The following is a 16441-nucleotide window of genomic DNA, read 5'->3' as shown; positions in this document are numbered from 1 at the left end:
CTCCTCGGTTCAGAATTCGTCGTCGTCGGTTGCGAGTCCACGGCGGACCTTCTTCGCGTGGCGACGTTCGGACGCGCCGACGCGATCGGTCTGGTCGAGGCGTGAATCGGTGCCACGGCCCGTGGGAACGACGTCGACACCCGCGTGGGTCTGCGGCTCCCATTCGAAGCTGACGTCGCCGATGGTGACATGGCAACCGGGTACAGCACCCTGCTTGACGAGTTCGTTCTCCACTCCGAGCCGTGCAAGACGGTCGGCGAGGTAACCGACGGCTTCGTCGTTGTCGAACGCGGTCTGACGTACCCAGCGTTCCGGACGGGTGCCGCGCACGATGAAGCCGCCCGGCTCGTCCGGATCGGCGACGACGCTGAAGCCGGTCTCGTTGCGCGCGATGGGACGGATGATGGGACGCGCCGGAACAGCCGGCGGATGTGCCTCGCGGTACTCATCGACCATCTTCGCCAACGCGAATGTCAAGGGGCGCAGCCCTTCTCGACTGACCGCAGAGATCGTGAACACCGGCCATCCACGAGACTCGAACTCAGGCGTGACGAACTCGGCGAGCTCGGCAGCCTCGGGAACATCGGCCTTGTTGAGGATGACGATGCGCGGGCGCTCGGAGAGCTCACCGAGGCTACTGTCGCCCGACAGTGCAGGCTGGTACGCAGCGAGTTCCGCTTCGAGGACGTCGACGTCGGAAATCGGGTCGCGCCCCGGTTCGAGGGTTGCGCAGTCCACGACGTGCGCGAGCACGGCACAGCGCTCGAGGTGGCGCAGGAAGTCGAGTCCGAGGCCGCGGCCTTCGCTGGCACCGGGGATGAGCCCGGGCACGTCGGCGACAGTGAACGTGGTATCGCCCGACTGCACCACGCCGAGGTTGGGCACCAGGGTGGTGAAGGGATAGTCGGCGATCTTCGGCTTCGCCGCGGACAGCACCGACACGAGCGACGATTTGCCCGCCGACGGGAACCCGACGAGGCCGACATCGGCGACCGATTTCAGTTCCAGGACGAGGTCGAGTTCCTCGCCTTCCTCACCGAGGAGGGCGAAACCCGGGGCTTTGCGAGCGCGCGACGCGAGCGCGGCGTTACCGAGCCCACCGCGTCCGCCCTGCGCTGCCACGTACCGGGTGCCGACACCGATCAGATCGACGAGTACGCGGCCGTCCTTGTCGAGGACCACTGTGCCATCAGGCACTTTGAGGACGAGATCGGATCCGTTGGCACCTTCACGGTTGCCGCCGGCCCCCTGCGCACCGCTCGATGCCTTCGCATGCTGATGAAAGTGGAAGTCGAGCAGCGTATGAACGCTCTCGTCGACTTCGAGAATGACGTCGCCGCCGTTACCGCCGTTACCGCCGTCGGGGCCACCGAGCGGCTTGAACTTCTCACGGTGGACGGAGGAGCAGCCGTTACCACCCTTGCCTGCGCTGACGTGCAGCACAACCCGGTCGATGAAACGGGACATGGGTGGACCTCTCTCCGAGCGAAACTACCGATGAAACACACAATAGGGGCGAGTCAGGGTGTGCGACCCTGGCCCGCCCCTATTGGGAGTATGTCGCGAGAATGCTCCCGCGGTGTCCTTATCGGACGGCTGACTCAGGCGTCTGCCGCGACCGGGACGATGTTGACGGTCTTGCGACCACGCTTGCTGCCGAAAGTGACTGCACCGGCCTCGAGAGCGAACAACGTGTCGTCGCCGCCGCGTCCCACATTCACACCGGGGTGGAAGTGGGTGCCGCGCTGACGAACGATGATCTCGCCGGCGCTGACGGACTGACCGCCGAAACGCTTGACGCCGAGTCGCTGTGCGTTCGAATCGCGACCGTTACGGGAGCTGGATGCGCCCTTCTTGTGTGCCATGACGAACCCTCCTGGGTTGTGAAGCCGAAGTTCGAGTTACTTGATACCGGTGACCTTGACGACCGTCAGGCGCTGACGGTGGCCCTGGCGCTTGTGGTAGCCGGTCTTGTTCTTGAACTTGTGGATGCGGATCTTCGGACCCTTGGTGTGCTCGACGATCTCGGCGGTGACCGAAACCTTGGCCAGAGCATCGTTGTCGGTGGTCAGCGCGGACCCGTCGACGACGAGGACCGGAGCAAGCGAGACAGCCGTGCCGGGCTCACCCTCGATCTTCTCGACCTTGACGAGATCGCCCTCAGCGACCTTGTACTGCTTACCGCCGGTCTTGACGATCGCGTACGTTGCCATCGGACGGCTACCCCTTGCTTCTTCGAACGTGCTCGCGTCACAGTGTTGCGACACGACTGGTCTGGTGTGGCTGCTGACTCGGGTCCCGCCGCTCTTCCTGAATCCAGGCGCAGCTGGGCAGTATCGCCGAGTAGCGACTGTGCAAGATTACGGGAAAGTGACTACCAGGGTCAAACCAGGTGTGGCCGAAGCCGGGTCGGCACTCGCCGACCCGGCTTCACCGGGTCACACCTGGGCGTCGACCGGCGGCCCTGCAGGCCGTCCGGCAGCGCGACGTCGGCGGGGACGTCGGACAATCTCTGCCGCAGCGGCGCCGTCGTCCGACGGCGCTGTCTGCTCCGGCGTAACGGGCTCCGGTGCAGCCTCAGGCGCGGGCTCGGACACCACGAACACCCGGGGCTCACCTGCGCTCACGTCCGCCGGTGCCGCTGTCGGCCTGGACACCCTGCGGGCACGCCGACGGCGCGGAGCCGGTTCGGTGTGCTCGGCCTCGGGCTTCGCAGGCTCGGGCTCCTCGACCGTCACGGGCTCGGACCGCTCGCGCCGTTCCGGCTGGACCGGCTCCGCGGGAGTCTTCGACTCCTCTGTGAGATCGGCCACGGACTCGCTTCGCACCTCGGAGCGCCGCTCTTCCGGCTTCTCCGCAACCGCGACATTCGCGACCGCTCCGGTCGTCTCGGCGCCGTCGGCAAGGTCGTCGTGAGACTGGTGCGCAGCCATCGCCAGCGCCACCGGATGCGCCGCACGCTTGGCAGCTTCCTCCGGGTCGGACGCGGGCGCCGCAACCTCGGGTACGGATGCGGGCGTGGGTTCGGCCACGGGCTCCTGCTGGCCGCTCTTGTCGCGACCACGCTTGCGACGCGACCCTCCACCCTGCGACGAACGCCCGGAGTCCTCGGCCGGCTTCGACTCGATCGGCTCGGAATGCACGATGATGCCGCGTCCCTGGCAGTGCTCACATGTCGTGGAGAACGCCTCGACAAGGCCGGTCCCGAGACGCTTACGCGTCATCTGCACCAGGCCGAGCGACGTCACCTCGGAGACCTGATGCCGGGTGCGATCCCGTCCGAGTGCTTCAGTGAGACGACGCAGCACGAGATCACGGTTGGACTCGAGCACCATGTCGATGAAGTCGACGACGATCATGCCGCCGATGTCGCGCAGGCGCATCTGCCGCACGACCTCCTCGGCAGCTTCGAGGTTGTTGCGGGTGACGGTCTCCTCGAGGTTTCCGCCCGCTCCGGTGAACTTGCCGGTGTTGACGTCCACCACCGTCATTGCCTCGGTGCGGTCGATGACGAGGGTGCCGCCGGAAGGCAGCCACACCTTGCGGTCCAGCGCCTTCGCGAGCTGCTCATCGATCCGGTGCGCACCGAAGACGTCGACCGACGACTCCGACTGATAGCGCTCCACCCGCGGCAGCAGGTCGGACGCCACCGTCCGGATGTAGCTCTCGACGGTGTTCCAGGACTTCTCACCTTCGATGACCAGCTTCGAGAAGTCCTCGTTGAACAGGTCGCGGACGACCTTCACGAGCAGGTCCGGCTCCTCGTACAGCGCCTTCGGCTGACCCGACCCGTCGGACTGCACCTTGTCTGCGTGCTCGCGAACGGCTTCCCACTGCGACTGCAGGCGCGCGACGTCACTTGCGAGTTCGTCCTCGCTGACGCCTTCCGCGGCGGTGCGGATGATCACGCCGGCATCGGCCGGGACGATCTCGCGGAGGATGTCCTTGAGACGCTTGCGTTCGGTGTCGGGCAACTTGCGGCTGATGCCTGTCGACGAGCCACCCGGCACGTACACCAGGAATCGTCCGGCAAGGCTGATCTGTGTGGTGAGCCGTGCGCCCTTGTGACCGACAGGGTCCTTGCTCACCTGCACGACCACCTGGTCGCCCGGCTTCAGGGCCTGTTCGATCTTGCGGGACTGGCCACCGAGGCCCGCCGCCTCCCAGTTCACTTCACCGGCGTAGAGCACGCCGTTGCGGCCGCGACCGATGTCGATGAACGCGGCTTCCATCGAGGGAAGCACGTTCTGAACCCGGCCGATGTAGATGTTGCCGACCATCGAGGCCGATCCGGCGCTGGTCACGAAGTGTTCGACGAGGATGTTGTCCTCGAGCACTGCAACCTGGGTCATACCCACGTGCGCTCCGTCGACCTTCTCCCGGACGACCATGACGCGCTCGACCGATTCGCGGCGGGCGAGGAACTCCGACTCGGTGAGGATCGGCGGACGCCTGCGGCCGGCCTCGCGACCGTCGCGACGACGCTGACGTTTGGCTTCGAGACGCGTCGACCCGCTGATTCCCTGGACTTCGTCCTTCACGGCCCGCGCCTTCGTGCGCGGCTCCCGCTCGTGGACGACGGTGTTGGGCGGATCGTCTTCCGACGTGGTTTCGGAGGTGTCGCCGGTCCCGCGCCGACGCCGACGGCGGCGACGACGACGCGACGCGCCGTCTCCCGAGGTGTCCTCCGACTCTTCGGACTCCTCCGACTCGCCGTCCTCGGAACCGGCGGCAGTGGTCTCCTCGGTCGTGGTCTCCGCAGCCGGAGCGGCCGTCTCCTCCGCGTCACCATCGGAGTCCCCGGGCGCCTGGTCGGACTCCTCCTGGTCGGACGACTCGGTGGCCTCCTCGTCCTGCTGCTCGTTCTCGGCATTGTCGCCGCGTCCACGGCCGCGGCCACGGCGACCCCGGCGACGACGACGCGGATGCTCGTCCTGATCGTCGCGATCCTCGGCCGGAGCGGTCGGCTCGGGGGTCGTGTCGGCCGTCGCCTCGGTGTCCGAGGGGGTGTCCGACGGGGCGTCTGCGGTGACCTCGATAGGCGCAGCGGTCGCATCAGCGGCCGGTGCGGCAGTACCACGACGAGCACGACGGCGACGTGGACGTGTTTCGCCTTCTTCCTCGGCCGAGGAAACCTCGGGCTGGAGGAACAGCGGTGCGGAAACCTGCTCGGTCGCCCGAGCGGGCGCGGGTTCGGGGATCTCGAACAGCGGTGTGTTCTGCTCGAGGGAAGTGAACAGCCCGGTCGGGCCGCCCACGGGAGCGACGGCAACGGGCTCGGTGGCCGCAGCGTCCTTCGTGTCGTCGAGCTCGAGGGCGACGCCCGTGAGGACCCCTTCGACCGCCGGAGTCTCTTCGACTGCAGGTACTTCTTCGACTGCAGGTACTTCTTCGGATGTAGGTGCTTCTTCGGATGCCGGGGCCTGTTCCACCGGACCGCTCAGCGCGGCGTGCAGTCCCTCCGCGGCTTCACGAGGAAGCGTCGCGTGGGCACTGCGCAGTTCTGTACCGAGTTCCGCGGCCTTCGCCATCACCTGTTTGCTGGTCAACCCGAGGAGCTTGGCAAGAGCGTGCACGCGAATCTTCGCGGGCAAGTTCAGGGCATTCGCCTCGGTCGAGCTGTTTTCCTGCGGCTCTTGATCGGCCACGTAAGTCTCCTAAGACCCCCGGGCGCGTCCATCACCGCGGAAGGCGATGTGAGCGGCCACACGGGGGCGCTGCTTGTGTACTCGCGCAGTCAGCGCGAGTTCTTCCGGTCTCGCATCACTCGGCCGTACGGTGCCCGTTTTCACTGCACGGCCTAGCGGTGCCTGGCTTGATCGCAGATCGAGCGCCGGTGCATCCAGCGTGCGGCCGAGCGAGGTATCTCCTGCGTTCCTCGGCAACAGCGATGTCGGGCATCGTTCCGTGATGTCTTCGGCCGTTCCGCGCGGGCTCGTGCGGTACAACCTTCCTCAGTATCCCACACAGGCATGCGCAGATACGCCAACGGCGCCCCGAAGGGCGCCGTCGAGCACGTTCAGAAGGGTCGGAGGTCTACGCGGACGCGAGTGCGGGAAACCACAGCGCGATCTCGCGCTCGGCCGATTCGACGGAATCGGATCCGTGAACGAGGTTCTCACCGGCTTCGAGTCCGAGGTCGCCGCGGATCGATCCCGGGACAGCTTTCTCGACGGGGTCGGTGCCGCCGGCAAGCTGCCGGAATGCGGCGATCGCGCGCGGCCCTTCGAGAACTGCGGCGACCAGGGGGCCGCCGGTGATGAAGTCGAGCAGGCCCGGATAGAAGGGCTTGCCTTCGTGCTCCGCGTAGTGCGCCGCCGCGATGTCCGCGGGGGCGGTGCGCAGTTCGAGTGCCACGATGTTCAGTCCCTTGCGCTCGATGCGCGACAGGATTTCTCCGACATGACGGCGTGCGACGCCGTCGGGCTTGATGAGTACCAGGGTCCGCTCAGTCACGGAGACAGCGTAGAGGTTCAGCCGCGCTGTCCGGGAAGCAGACCCCGTTGCTCACGGTCCTGGATGTCTTTACGCAGGTAGAGGATGTACGCCCAGACGACGCAGAACAGCACACCGATCGCACCGAACGCGAGGTCGACGAGGAACCCGAGCACGGCCAGGACCTGCAGGCCGATGTTGAAGGGAATCGCCCACGACCGTCCTTGGACGCCCGCACCGAGGATCATCAACACTGCGAGCCCCACCACATATCCGGTGGAGACGGCAGTGAGTCCGCCCCCGAGCGTCGCGATCACCGGGAGTACCAGCAGCACGACGATCGCTTCCAGCACGAGCGTGCCTGCCATCACACCGCGGAACCCTTTCCACGGGTCGGTCGTCGGCGGGAGGAACTCCGAACTCTCGGCACTGCGCTCCCCCACCGTGTTGTCGTCGGGGTTCTCGGCGTTGTCGCCTGACACTGGGTTTTCGCTGCTCACGCAGGGTCCTTTCCGAAGAGTGTGCGCGCTGCTCCGGCGGTCACGACCGAACCGGTCACGACGACGCCGGCTCCCGACACCGCTTCACCTGGCTCACCGACCTCCTCCGCGATCGCAATTGCAGTCTCGATCGCGTCGGGGAGCGTCGCAGCAGTGACCACGCGTTCGTCACCGAAACGCGCGACTGCAGCGTTGGCGAGGTCGTCGACATCCATCGCACGCGGCGAGCCGTTGTGGGTGACGACGATCTCGTCGAATACCGGCTCGAGCGCCTCCATCAGTCCGGCGACGTCCTTGTCCGCCATCACGCTGACGACACCGACGAGCTTGCGGAAATCGAATTCGCCGGCCAGCGCCGCAGCGAGGGCCTTGGCGCCGTGCGGGTTGTGCGCGGCGTCGAGGAACACCGTCGGGGCGTTCCGCACCCGCTCGAGCCGTCCCGGGTTGACGACCGACGCGAAGGCCTCGCGCACGGTGTCCACGTCGAGCTGTTTACCCGGACCGGCGCCGAAGAACGCTTCGACGGCGGCGAGAGCCAGCGAGGCATTGAATGCCTGGTGCTCGCCGTGGAGCGGCAGGAAGATGTCGGTGTACACACCGCCGAGTCCCTGCAGGTCGATCTGCTGGCCCCCGACCGCGACGGCGCGACGCACCACCGAGAACTCCGAGCCCTGGCGGGCTACGGCGGCGTCGGCCTCGACGGCCTGCCGAAGTAACACGTCCATCGCCTCGGGTTCCTGTTGCGCGATGATCGCGACGGTGTCGCGGGGCACGAGCTCGTCTTCGGGGGCCTTCTTGATGATGCCGGCCTTCTCCCCCGCAATTTCGGTGAGCGACTCACCGAGATACCCGGTGTGGTCGATGCCGATCGGGGTGATCACAGCAACCTGACCTGTGACAACGTTCGTGGCATCCCAGCGTCCACCCAGTCCGACCTCGACGATCGCGACGTCGACGGGCGCATCGGCGAACGCCGCGAATGCCATCGCGGTGGTCACCTCGAACTTGCTCATCTTCGGGCCGCCGGCAGCCTCGGACTGCTCGTCGACCATCCGGACATACGGTTCGATGTCGCGGTAGGTGTCGACGTAGGTGCGCGGCGAAATCGGGGCGCCGTCGACGCTGATCCGCTCGGTGGCGACCTGCAGGTGCGGACTCGTCGTCCGACCGGTCCGATGCTGCATCCGGGTCAGAAGCGCATCGATCATCCGCGTCACCGACGTCTTGCCGTTCGTCCCCGCCACATGAATCGACGGATAGTTGAGCTGCGGCGACCCGAGGATGTCCATCAACGCGGAAATCCTTGCGAGCGACGGCTCGATCTTCGTCTCGGGCCAGCGCCGGTCGAGTTCGGCTTCGACCAGGGTCAGCTCCGCGAGGTCGACAGGGGACGGTGCCCCCGGCCGATCTGCGGACGCCGGATTGTCGGCACTCACGCCTGTCCCAGCTCCTTCAGCCGCGCGGTGATGCGGGCGATCTCTTCTTCTGCGATCTGCTTGCGGCTCGTGATCTTCTCCACGACCGGAGCCGGTGCCTTCGACAGGAAGGCCTCGTTGCCGAGCTTGGCCGTCGTACCCGCGAGTTCCTTCTCGGACGTCGCGAGGTCCTTTCGCAGGCGCGCGATCTCCGCGCCGATGTCGATCGTGCCGGACGTGTCGAGTTCGACGGTGACCGTGGTACGACTCAGACGCACCTCGATCGATGCCGACGCATCGAAGCCGTCCTCGGGCGGGGTCAGGCGCGCGAGCGACTGCACCGCGGGAACCTGGGTTTCGAGGTCTGCAGCGTCGATACTCACCAGACGGGCCGCGACCTTCTGCGATGGCTTGAGTCCCTGGTCGCTGCGGAATCGGCGGATCTCGGTGATGAGCTTCTGCAGATCCTCGATGCGACGTGACGAGTCGGCGTCGGCCGCTACACCGGAGGATGCCGGCCAGTCCGCGATCACGAGGGACTCACCATCGGTGAGCACCTTCCACAAGGTCTCGGTGACGAACGGGATCACCGGGTGCAGCAGGCGCAGCAGCGCGTCGAGGACGGTGCCGAGAACGACCTTGGTACCGTCGGCGTAGGCGCTACCTTCAGCGAGCTGGACCTTGGCGAGCTCGAGGTACCAGTCGCACACCTCGTCCCATGCGAAGTGGTAGAGCGCCTCGCAGGCCTTGGAGAACTCGTAGCGGTCGAATGCCTCGTCGACCTCGGCGCGAACCTGCTCGAGCCGGTCCAGGATCCAGCGGTCGGCGTCGGTGAGGGCGTCGCGGGCGGGCAGTTCCCCGATGACCGCACCGTTCATGAGCGCGAACTTCGTGGCGTTGAACAGCTTGTTCGCGAAGTTCCGCGACGACTGGGCGTGGTCTTCACCGACCGCAAGGTCGCTGCCGGGGTTCGCTCCGCGCGCGAGTGTGAAGCGCAGGGCATCGGCGCCGAACCGGTCGACCCAGTCGAGCGGGTCGATGCCGTTGCCGCGCGACTTCGACATCTTCTTGCCGAACTGGTCGCGGACCAGGCCGTGCAGGAACAGGTCCTTGAACGGAACGGTTCCGGCCTCACCGCCACCCAGCACCTCGTCACCGGAGACGTAGGTGCCGAACATCATCATCCGCGCGACCCAGAAGAACAGGATGTCGTAGCCGGTGACGAGAACACTGGTGGGATAGAACTTGTCGAGCTCGGCGGTCTTCGCCGGCCAGCCCATGGTGGAGAACGGCCACAGGCCGGAGGAGAACCACGTGTCGAGCACGTCGGGGTCCTGCTCCCAGCCTTCGGGGGCGGTCTCGTCGGGGCCGAAGCACTCGACCTCGCCGTTCGGGCCGTACCAGATCGGGATGCGGTGGCCCCACCACAGCTGACGCGAGATGCACCAGTCATGCATGTTGTCGATCCAGTCGAACCAGCGAGGTTCCTGGCTCTTGGGATGGATCACCATGTCGCCGTCGCGCACTGCGTCGCCGGCGGCCTTGGCGAGGGTTTCGACCTTGACCCACCACTGCATCGACAGACGCGGCTCGATGGTCTCGCCGGACCGCTCCGAATGTCCGACGCTGTGCAGATAGGGCCGCTTTTCGGCAACGATACGGCCCTGCTCGGCGAGTTCCTCGCGGATCTTGACGCGGGCCTCGAAGCGGTCCATACCGTCGAAACGGGTGCCCGAGTCGGCGATCTTGCCGGTCTTGTCCATGATCGTGGGCATCGGCAGGTTGTGCCGCAGGCCCATCTCGAAGTCGTTGGGGTCGTGCGCCGGGGTGATCTTCACAGCGCCGGTGCCGAACTCGGGATCGACGTACTCGTCGGCGATGATCGGGATCTGTCGGCCCGTGATCGGATGCTCCAGAGTCGTGCCCAGGAGATGCTTGTAGCGCTCGTCGTCGGGGTGAACCGCGACGGCGGTGTCGCCGAGCATCGTCTCGACACGGGTGGTCGCGACGATGACGTGCGGTTCGTCGTCGTCGAGGGAGCCGTAGCGCAGGGAGACGAGTTCGCCCTCGACCTCTTCGAACTTGACCTCGATGTCGGAGATCGCGGTCTGCAACACGGGCGACCAGTTCACGAGTCGCTCGGCCCTGTAGATCAGGCCGTCGTCGTACATCCGCTTGAAGATGGTCTGCACAGCGCGGGACAGGCCGTCGTCCATGGTGAAGCGGTCGCGCGACCAGTCGACGCCGTCTCCGATGCGCCGCATCTGCCCCTGGATGGTGCCGCCGGATTCGCGCTTCCAGTCCCACACCTTGTCGATGAACAGCTCGCGGCCGAAGTCTTCCTTCTTCTTTCCGTCGGCGGCGAGTTGCTTCTCGACGACGGTCTGCGTCGCGATGCCTGCGTGGTCCATGCCCGGCAGCCACAGCACCTCGAAGCCCTGCATGCGCTTACGACGGGTGAGCGCATCCATCAGCGTGTGGTCGAGCGCGTGGCCCATGTGCAGGCTGCCGGTGACGTTCGGGGGTGGCAGTACGATCGAGTACCCGGGCTTGTCGCTCGTCGGGTCGGCCTCGAAGTACCCGGCATCTACCCAGCCCTGATACAGCTCCTCTTCGACTGCGCTGGGGTCCCAGCTCTTGGGGAGGGCGTCGGCGGGGTTCTGCGAGTTCTCTGGCGCACTGGTCACCCGACAATCGTAAGCGGATGACCCAAATCACCAGGACACGGCCCGAGTCAGAAGATTATCGCGGTGAATGTGTACCAATCGCCGTGGAAGTGCCGGTAGCCGATGTCGCCTTCCCCCTTCGGATTCCCGATCTTGTCGGTTCCCTGCGGTAGGTGTGCGACTCCGACCGAGTTGAACAGCCCACCCCGGGTATAGAAGTGGCAGCCGTCCGGTCCGGAAGCAACCCTGTGTACTTCGTATATTCCGACGCGCATGTCCTCGAGGGTCGGCTCGCAGGTCGCCGCGCGCTGTTCGAGCGCACCTCTCGACAGTTGCCACCCGATCCACGACGGGATTCCGAGCGCACTCACAAAGGCTGTCGCGACGACAATTCCGGGAGTGATCCACAGGCGACGGTCGGGGCGGTACCGCCACAGTCGGATCAGCGCCAGTACCAGCCACACCGCCCCGAGCACGACGAATACCCAGCCCACGAGGATCACGACGATGAACGCCGTGACCGGTTGAAGCTGCGCGCCCAGCAACACCGCACATGCCGCACCGACCAGAGCGGGCAATACAGCGCACACGCCGATCCGCCACCAGCGCGGCGTCGGAGTGCGCTCACGCGACGACCCTGTCCGGGTGCTCGGACTCACCCGAGGATCTCCGGCAGTTCGATCGGAGTGCCGAGGACGTGTTCGGACAGGAACGCTTCGACCGCTTGGTACCAGATTTTGGCGTGTTGCGGGCTCAGCACCCAGTGGTTCTCGCTCGGGAAGTACAGGAAACGGTGGGCGGTGGTGCCGTCGTCCTCTGCGGGCAGACCGGATTCGTCGAGCAGTTCGTACCAGAGGCGCAGCGCTTCCCCGATCGGGACGCGGTAGTCCTTGTCGCCGTGGATGACGAGCATCGGAGTGACGATGTCGGCGACGAACAGGTGCGGCGAGTTCTCGACGGCCATCTCGGGGGTCATCTCACGCTGCCAGTACCACGCAACGTCGGTGGTGGGAACGAACTGGTCGAGGGCCCATAGGCTCGCGTGTGTCACGATCGCTCGGAAGCGGTCGGTGTGTCCGGCAACCCAATTGGCCATGTAGCCGCCGAAGGATCCGCCCATCGCTGCGGTGCGCTCGGCGTCGATGTCGGGGCGAGTCTCGACCGCGTCGGTGATCGCCATGAGGTCGGTGTAGGGCTCCTTGCCCCATCGGCCCCAGCCGCGGCGAATGAAGTCGTCGCCGTATCCGGTCGAGAGCGCCGGGTCGGGCAGCAGCACGGCGTAGCCGCGCGCGACCAGCAGCCACGGGTTCCATCGCCACGACCATGTGTTCCAGCTGCTGAGCGGCCCGCCGTGGATCCAGAGCAGCAGGGGTGCCGGTGCGTCTTCCGTGGCCGTGTCCGGAAGGGCGAGCCAGCCGCGCACGGGAGTTCCGTCGTCGGCCGTTGCAGTGACGTCGACGAGGTGTCCCGGCAGGTCCGGCAGCGCAGCGGGTGCCCGGAGCAGGGTCACCGTTCCGGCGTCGGGGCCGGTCAGCGCGACACGCACAGGATGCGGCGGTGCCTCGTAGGACGCACGCAGCGCATACAGCACCGTCCCATCGGGTGCCACAGACACATCGGTGTATGCGGCGTCGTCGCCGGTGAGCTGCGCGGGGTGATCGGCTCCGGACCGCAGGACGAAGATCGGTGCGCGGCCGTCTTCGTCCGCGGTGAGGACCAGACCGCTGCCGTCGGGCAGCCACGCGATCGACGTGGGACGGCGGTCCCAGTGGCGTGCTTCGACGGTGGTGATCCCGTCGGCGGTGTCGAGGATTCGCAGGGTGATCCGCGGCGGTGTGTCCGAATCGCTCAGCGCTTCGTGCAGATATGCGAGCCTGGTCCCGTCCGGCGACAGCGTCGGGTGTGTCGCGTCGCCGGTCTCGTCGTCGACGAGCGGGGTACGCAGCCCGGTGGCCAGGTCGATCCGCACGAGGGTCGTGCGCCGCGAGGCGAGGGGCCCGGCCACGACCCAGGTCGACGCGGCGAACGAGCCATCCGCGACGACGTCGAGTTGTGCGTTGCGCAGCGAGTTCCGGACACCGGGTGTCAGGTCGGTGAGCTCGTCGTCATTGCCGACAGTGAGAAAGTGCGGGCGGTCCGGGCCGAGGTCGTGGTCCCAGTACCGCACCGGGTAGCCGGTATGCATCACGGCCGAGACCTTGCGGTCCTTGCGTGCGGCGCGGACACGTTCGTCGTCGGTGTCGCTGTGACCGAGCACGTTCGCGGCGAGCACGATCCGGTCGGCATGGGAGGCGGAATGCACTCCTGCAACACCGCCCTTTCGAGCAACCACCTGCTCGGCTTCACCACCGGCAGCGGGAAGTCGCCACAGCGATGCCGGCTCGTCGCCCTCTCTCCGGACCGCGGTGAAGAGGACATCGCCGGTCGCAGTGAACGTCGGGTTCGACTCCCCTTTCGCTCCGCGAGTCAGCCGGCGTGCGGATTCGCCGCCCGAGGGGTCGATCTCCCACAGTGCACCGACGAACGACGTCGCCGTGTCGTCGAGGGTCGATTGAGCAAGGACCAGTCGGGTGCCATCCGGCGACATCACGAGAGTCGTGGCACGCGGTAGAGCAAGGTAGTCGTCGAGGTCCTGGAAGGCGGTCATGCCGAGAACCTTAGTGACGCGATCGGCGGGCGTCCGGCCGCCGGTTGTAACCTGGTCGTTCGACGAACAGTTCGGGTTTCGTCTCCCCGATATCGAACGGAGAACGTACAGTGGTCGATCTCGCATATGTCATCGCCGGTTCGGAAGCGACCGGCGGCGCAGGCCTGCAGGTCGATCTCAAGACGTTCCAGCAGCTCGGGGTGTACGGCGTCGGAACAGCGACGTGCATCGTCTCCTTTGATCCGAAGAACAACTGGGGACACCGCTTCTTCCCGGTGCCCGCCGAGGTCATCGCCGATCAGATCGAGGCCGCCACGTCCGCACACGACCTCGACGTCGTGAAGATCGGCATGCTCGGCACGCCGGCAACCATCGACGTCGTCGCGGAGGGGCTGGGCAAATCCCGCTGGCGGCACGTGGTGCTCGATCCGGTGCTGATCTGCAAGGGGCAGGAACCCGGCGCTGCACTCGACACCGACAACGCATTGCGCCAGCAGATCCTGCCGCACGCGACGGTGATCACTCCGAACCTGTTCGAAGCTCAGACGCTGTCGGGAATGGACGCCATCAAGTCCATTGAAGACCTGACCGAGGCGGCTCGCCGTATCCACGATCTCGGCCCGAAGTACGTCGTGGCGAAGGGCGGCGTGGAGCTGCCCGGCGACGAAGCTGTCGATGTGCTGTTCGACGGCGAGACCGTCACCCTCCTGTCCGCGCCGAAGGTCGGGAACGAGCGTGTGTCCGGGGCCGGGTGCACGCTGGCGGCTGCTATTACGGCAGAGCTCGCGAAGGGCACCGAGGTCGCCGAGGCAGTCAAGGCCGCAAAGGATTTCGTCACGAACGGCATAAAGGGTCGCGTGTCGGCGCACACCCCGTTCGATACGGTCTGGCAGGGCGCGTAGCCGCACCCGTGCAGGAGTCGCCGGCGGGGTTACGAACCGATCTTGATACTGTCGGCGCCGACGTGTTCGACCTGGGGGGTTGAACGCTTACCGACACGATCATGGGGGGATCGTCGTGACCGACGCACCACCGGCACTGCCGCCGTATCTGTATATTCCTTGCGCACAAGGAGTTTCCGACCCTGCTGATGCCGTCGTCGATCTGAGATATCTCAGCGACGGGCGCATTGCACTACTCGGCTACACGGCGCTCGATCGCCTTCTGTCCTGCTGCGGCGACTCACAACCGTGGCTTGTCGTTCCCGCCTCTCTGCTCCCGCGACTACGCCAGTCGTACCGGTGGGACGTGCTTCTGCTCGACATCGAGATCCCCGAAAACGAACGTCGGAGCGCGCACGACAACTGGGCTACGCCCGCCCAGCAGGAGTCGCTATGACCCTGCGCGCCGTCCCCGATGAACTCGATCGTGCCGCAGCACGATACGAAGCGGCCGCGCATGCAGCAGCCGACATCGGTCAGCATGTCCCCGAGTCGGTGCGCGCCGGTGCCGCGACAGCCCCGCTCACCGGAATGCTCGCCCACGCTGCGTCAGACCTCGCCGGTCTCGTACAGACACTCGGCTCGAGCGCGGTGGTACTCGGCGGATGTGCCGCGGCATACCGCAGAACCGACGACGACACCGCTACGTATCTCGTGACCACCTGGTCCGACAGCGACGACTGAACCGATGCCGATCGACACCTTCATCGACGGCGATCCCGTCGACATCTCCCGCATAGGAGATTGGCTCCGCCGAAGTCTTGCAGTAGCTGTCGAGAGCGCAGGGGACGACGCAGCCGCCGCCCGTCGGATCGCCGGCGACGCATGGGACGGTGATGCGTCCGAGGCATTCCTGCGCGAGGCCACCAGCCTGGTCCACTCCATCGATGCCTTCCAGGCCAGAGTTCTCGACACTGCAGGCCACTTCGATCAGATCGCTGCCGCACTCACTTCGGTGCTGGCCGAGATGGCCGATATCTGCGACCGCGCCGCAACCGCTGGTTTGTCCGTGGTGTGCAACACCATTGCCGATCCGGCTCCCCAATCGGACGAGACCGTCCTGCTCGCATACAGCGACGCCGCAGCCGCAGCTCAGGACGTGCACGCGCGCTGGGCGCGAGAGGTGGCAGCCGTCGCCAACCGATGGGCCAGTGAAGCGTGGGCCGCGTCGTTCACGACCACCACCGTGCTCGACTACCTGACCGCAGATCTGAAGAAAACGGTGCAAGGTCTCACAGAACGGGCCGACGGCCTCACGCGGCACTCTCTGCAGTCGATGCAGTTTGTGCTCGACCTCCCCGACGGCACCCCGTACGACGAAGTGCGCCGACTCTACGGAGCCGCTCAAGGTACCGCCGACGACCTTGCCGCTACCACCGCGAAACATGCGCAGCTGGCCGATATTCCGGGAAGGCTGGCCGTCGGTACGGGAGCGCTGAGTCTCGTTGCCGGTGTCGGTATCGACTACTACGGCGGTGGAGAATCACTCGAGCAGGCCGTGGTCTCTAACTCCGCTGGCCTCGCGGCTTCGATCGCAGCCGGAGCCATCGCCGGGTCGATCGTTCCCTTCGGCGGCACCGTTGTAGGTGCACTGGCCGGGACTGTGGTCGGAATCATCGCTTCAGGCGGGGTCGACCATCTCTACGAAGACTCCTCGGGAGGCATCATGAGCGCGCTCAAGGCTGGGGGCAACGAATTGGGAGAAGCGGGTAGCGCATTATCGGACCTCGGCGACCTCACATTAGCCTCGTGCTTTCACGCCGAATCGGCAGGGGGCCTGTGTCGCTCACAAAGAAAGGTGCTCTGAACTGCAAGAATATGACTTGCTGAGGGTCAT

General features: G+C 66.3%; 14 protein-coding genes. 4 read left to right on the top strand and 10 right to left on the bottom strand.

Annotation, left to right across the window (positions count from 1 at the left end):
* Positions 1–9 precede the first annotated feature (9 nt).
* The 10 genes from obgE to ACFWCF_RS19085 all read right to left on the bottom strand — a co-directional run bounded on the left by obgE (position 10) and on the right by ACFWCF_RS19085 (position 13663).
* On the bottom strand, positions 10–1467 hold the full coding sequence (obgE, locus tag ACFWCF_RS19130) for a GTPase ObgE (RefSeq protein WP_378564594.1): 1458 nt from the start codon (positions 1465–1467) through the stop codon (positions 10–12).
* Positions 1468–1601: 134 nt separating this feature from the next.
* Positions 1602–1865 carry a 50S ribosomal protein L27 gene (rpmA, locus tag ACFWCF_RS19125; protein WP_378489936.1) on the bottom strand — a complete coding sequence of 88 codons (264 nt, stop codon included), beginning with the start codon at positions 1863–1865 and terminating at the stop codon, positions 1602–1604.
* A gap of 36 nt (positions 1866–1901) precedes the next feature.
* Complete coding sequence (gene rplU, locus ACFWCF_RS19120) at positions 1902–2213, bottom strand: 50S ribosomal protein L21 (RefSeq protein ID WP_378489937.1); 312 nt, start codon at positions 2211–2213, stop codon at positions 1902–1904.
* A gap of 225 nt (positions 2214–2438) precedes the next feature.
* Entirely contained in the window at positions 2439–5648 is a 3210-nt protein-coding gene (locus tag ACFWCF_RS19115) for a translation initiation factor IF-2 N-terminal domain-containing protein (protein WP_378564589.1), read from the bottom strand.
* A 388-nt stretch (positions 5649–6036) separates the two neighbouring features.
* Entirely contained in the window at positions 6037–6456 is a 420-nt protein-coding gene (ndk, locus tag ACFWCF_RS19110) for a nucleoside-diphosphate kinase (RefSeq protein WP_378489939.1), read from the bottom strand.
* A gap of 17 nt (positions 6457–6473) precedes the next feature.
* A complete protein-coding gene (locus ACFWCF_RS19105) occupies positions 6474–6803 on the bottom strand; it encodes a DUF4233 domain-containing protein (protein ID WP_378489993.1) in 330 nt (109 codons plus the stop codon).
* A 128-nt stretch (positions 6804–6931) separates the two neighbouring features.
* Complete coding sequence (locus ACFWCF_RS19100) at positions 6932–8371, bottom strand: bifunctional folylpolyglutamate synthase/dihydrofolate synthase (RefSeq protein WP_378564586.1); 1440 nt, start codon at positions 8369–8371, stop codon at positions 6932–6934.
* Entirely contained in the window at positions 8368–11037 is a 2670-nt protein-coding gene (locus ACFWCF_RS19095) for a valine--tRNA ligase (RefSeq protein ID WP_378564583.1), read from the bottom strand. Before ACFWCF_RS19095 ends, ACFWCF_RS19100 begins: the two co-directional genes overlap by 4 nt.
* A 47-nt stretch (positions 11038–11084) precedes the next feature.
* Positions 11085–11675, bottom strand: coding sequence for a hypothetical protein (locus tag ACFWCF_RS19090; protein ID WP_378564580.1), 591 nt, complete (start codon positions 11673–11675; stop codon positions 11085–11087).
* Entirely contained in the window at positions 11672–13663 is a 1992-nt protein-coding gene (locus ACFWCF_RS19085; RefSeq protein WP_378564577.1) for a S9 family peptidase, read from the bottom strand. The genes ACFWCF_RS19090 and ACFWCF_RS19085 overlap by 4 nt, the downstream gene beginning before the upstream one ends.
* A gap of 110 nt (positions 13664–13773) precedes the next feature.
* On the opposite strand from ACFWCF_RS19085, the gene thiD reads away from it, so the two are divergent.
* From thiD to ACFWCF_RS19065, 4 genes are all read left to right on the top strand, one after another.
* On the top strand, positions 13774–14565 hold the full coding sequence (thiD, locus tag ACFWCF_RS19080; protein ID WP_378564574.1) for a bifunctional hydroxymethylpyrimidine kinase/phosphomethylpyrimidine kinase: 792 nt from the start codon (positions 13774–13776) through the stop codon (positions 14563–14565).
* A gap of 115 nt (positions 14566–14680) precedes the next feature.
* The gene (locus tag ACFWCF_RS19075; protein WP_378564571.1) at positions 14681–15001 is read left to right on the top strand and encodes an SAV_915 family protein; all 321 of its coding nucleotides are present in this window, start codon (positions 14681–14683) and stop codon (positions 14999–15001) included.
* Positions 14998–15288: a hypothetical protein gene (locus tag ACFWCF_RS19070; RefSeq protein WP_378564568.1), complete on the top strand. Its 291-nt coding sequence runs from the start codon at positions 14998–15000 to the stop codon at positions 15286–15288. The genes ACFWCF_RS19075 and ACFWCF_RS19070 overlap by 4 nt, the downstream gene beginning before the upstream one ends.
* Before the next feature lie 4 nt (positions 15289–15292).
* Positions 15293–16411 (top strand): hypothetical protein, encoded by a 1119-nt coding sequence (locus tag ACFWCF_RS19065; RefSeq protein ID WP_378564565.1) that lies wholly within the window; start codon positions 15293–15295, stop codon positions 16409–16411.
* Positions 16412–16441: the final 30 nt, after the last annotated feature.

The organism is Rhodococcus sp. NPDC060090 (assembly GCF_042729855.1).
Classification (GTDB): Bacteria; Actinomycetota; Actinomycetes; order Mycobacteriales; family Mycobacteriaceae; genus Rhodococcus.
The sequence above is the reverse complement of the archived record's forward strand: the minus strand, read 5'-3'. Positions and strand labels throughout refer to the sequence as shown.

Coding starts and splice junctions, on each gene's coding strand:
- obgE (WP_378564594.1), bottom strand. CDS start 1,467: ATGTCCCGTTTCATCGACCGGGTTGTGCTGCACGTCAGCGCAGGCAAG.
- ACFWCF_RS19070 (WP_378564568.1), top strand. CDS start 14,998: ATGACCCTGCGCGCCGTCCCCGATGAACTCGATCGTGCCGCAGCACGA.
- rpmA (WP_378489936.1), bottom strand. CDS start 1,865: ATGGCACACAAGAAGGGCGCATCCAGCTCCCGTAACGGTCGCGATTCG.
- rplU (WP_378489937.1), bottom strand. CDS start 2,213: ATGGCAACGTACGCGATCGTCAAGACCGGCGGTAAGCAGTACAAGGTC.
- ACFWCF_RS19085 (WP_378564577.1), bottom strand. CDS start 13,663: ATGACCGCCTTCCAGGACCTCGACGACTACCTTGCTCTACCGCGTGCC.
- ACFWCF_RS19065 (WP_378564565.1), top strand. CDS start 15,293: ATGCCGATCGACACCTTCATCGACGGCGATCCCGTCGACATCTCCCGC.
- ACFWCF_RS19105 (WP_378489993.1), bottom strand. CDS start 6,803: ATGGCAGGCACGCTCGTGCTGGAAGCGATCGTCGTGCTGCTGGTACTC.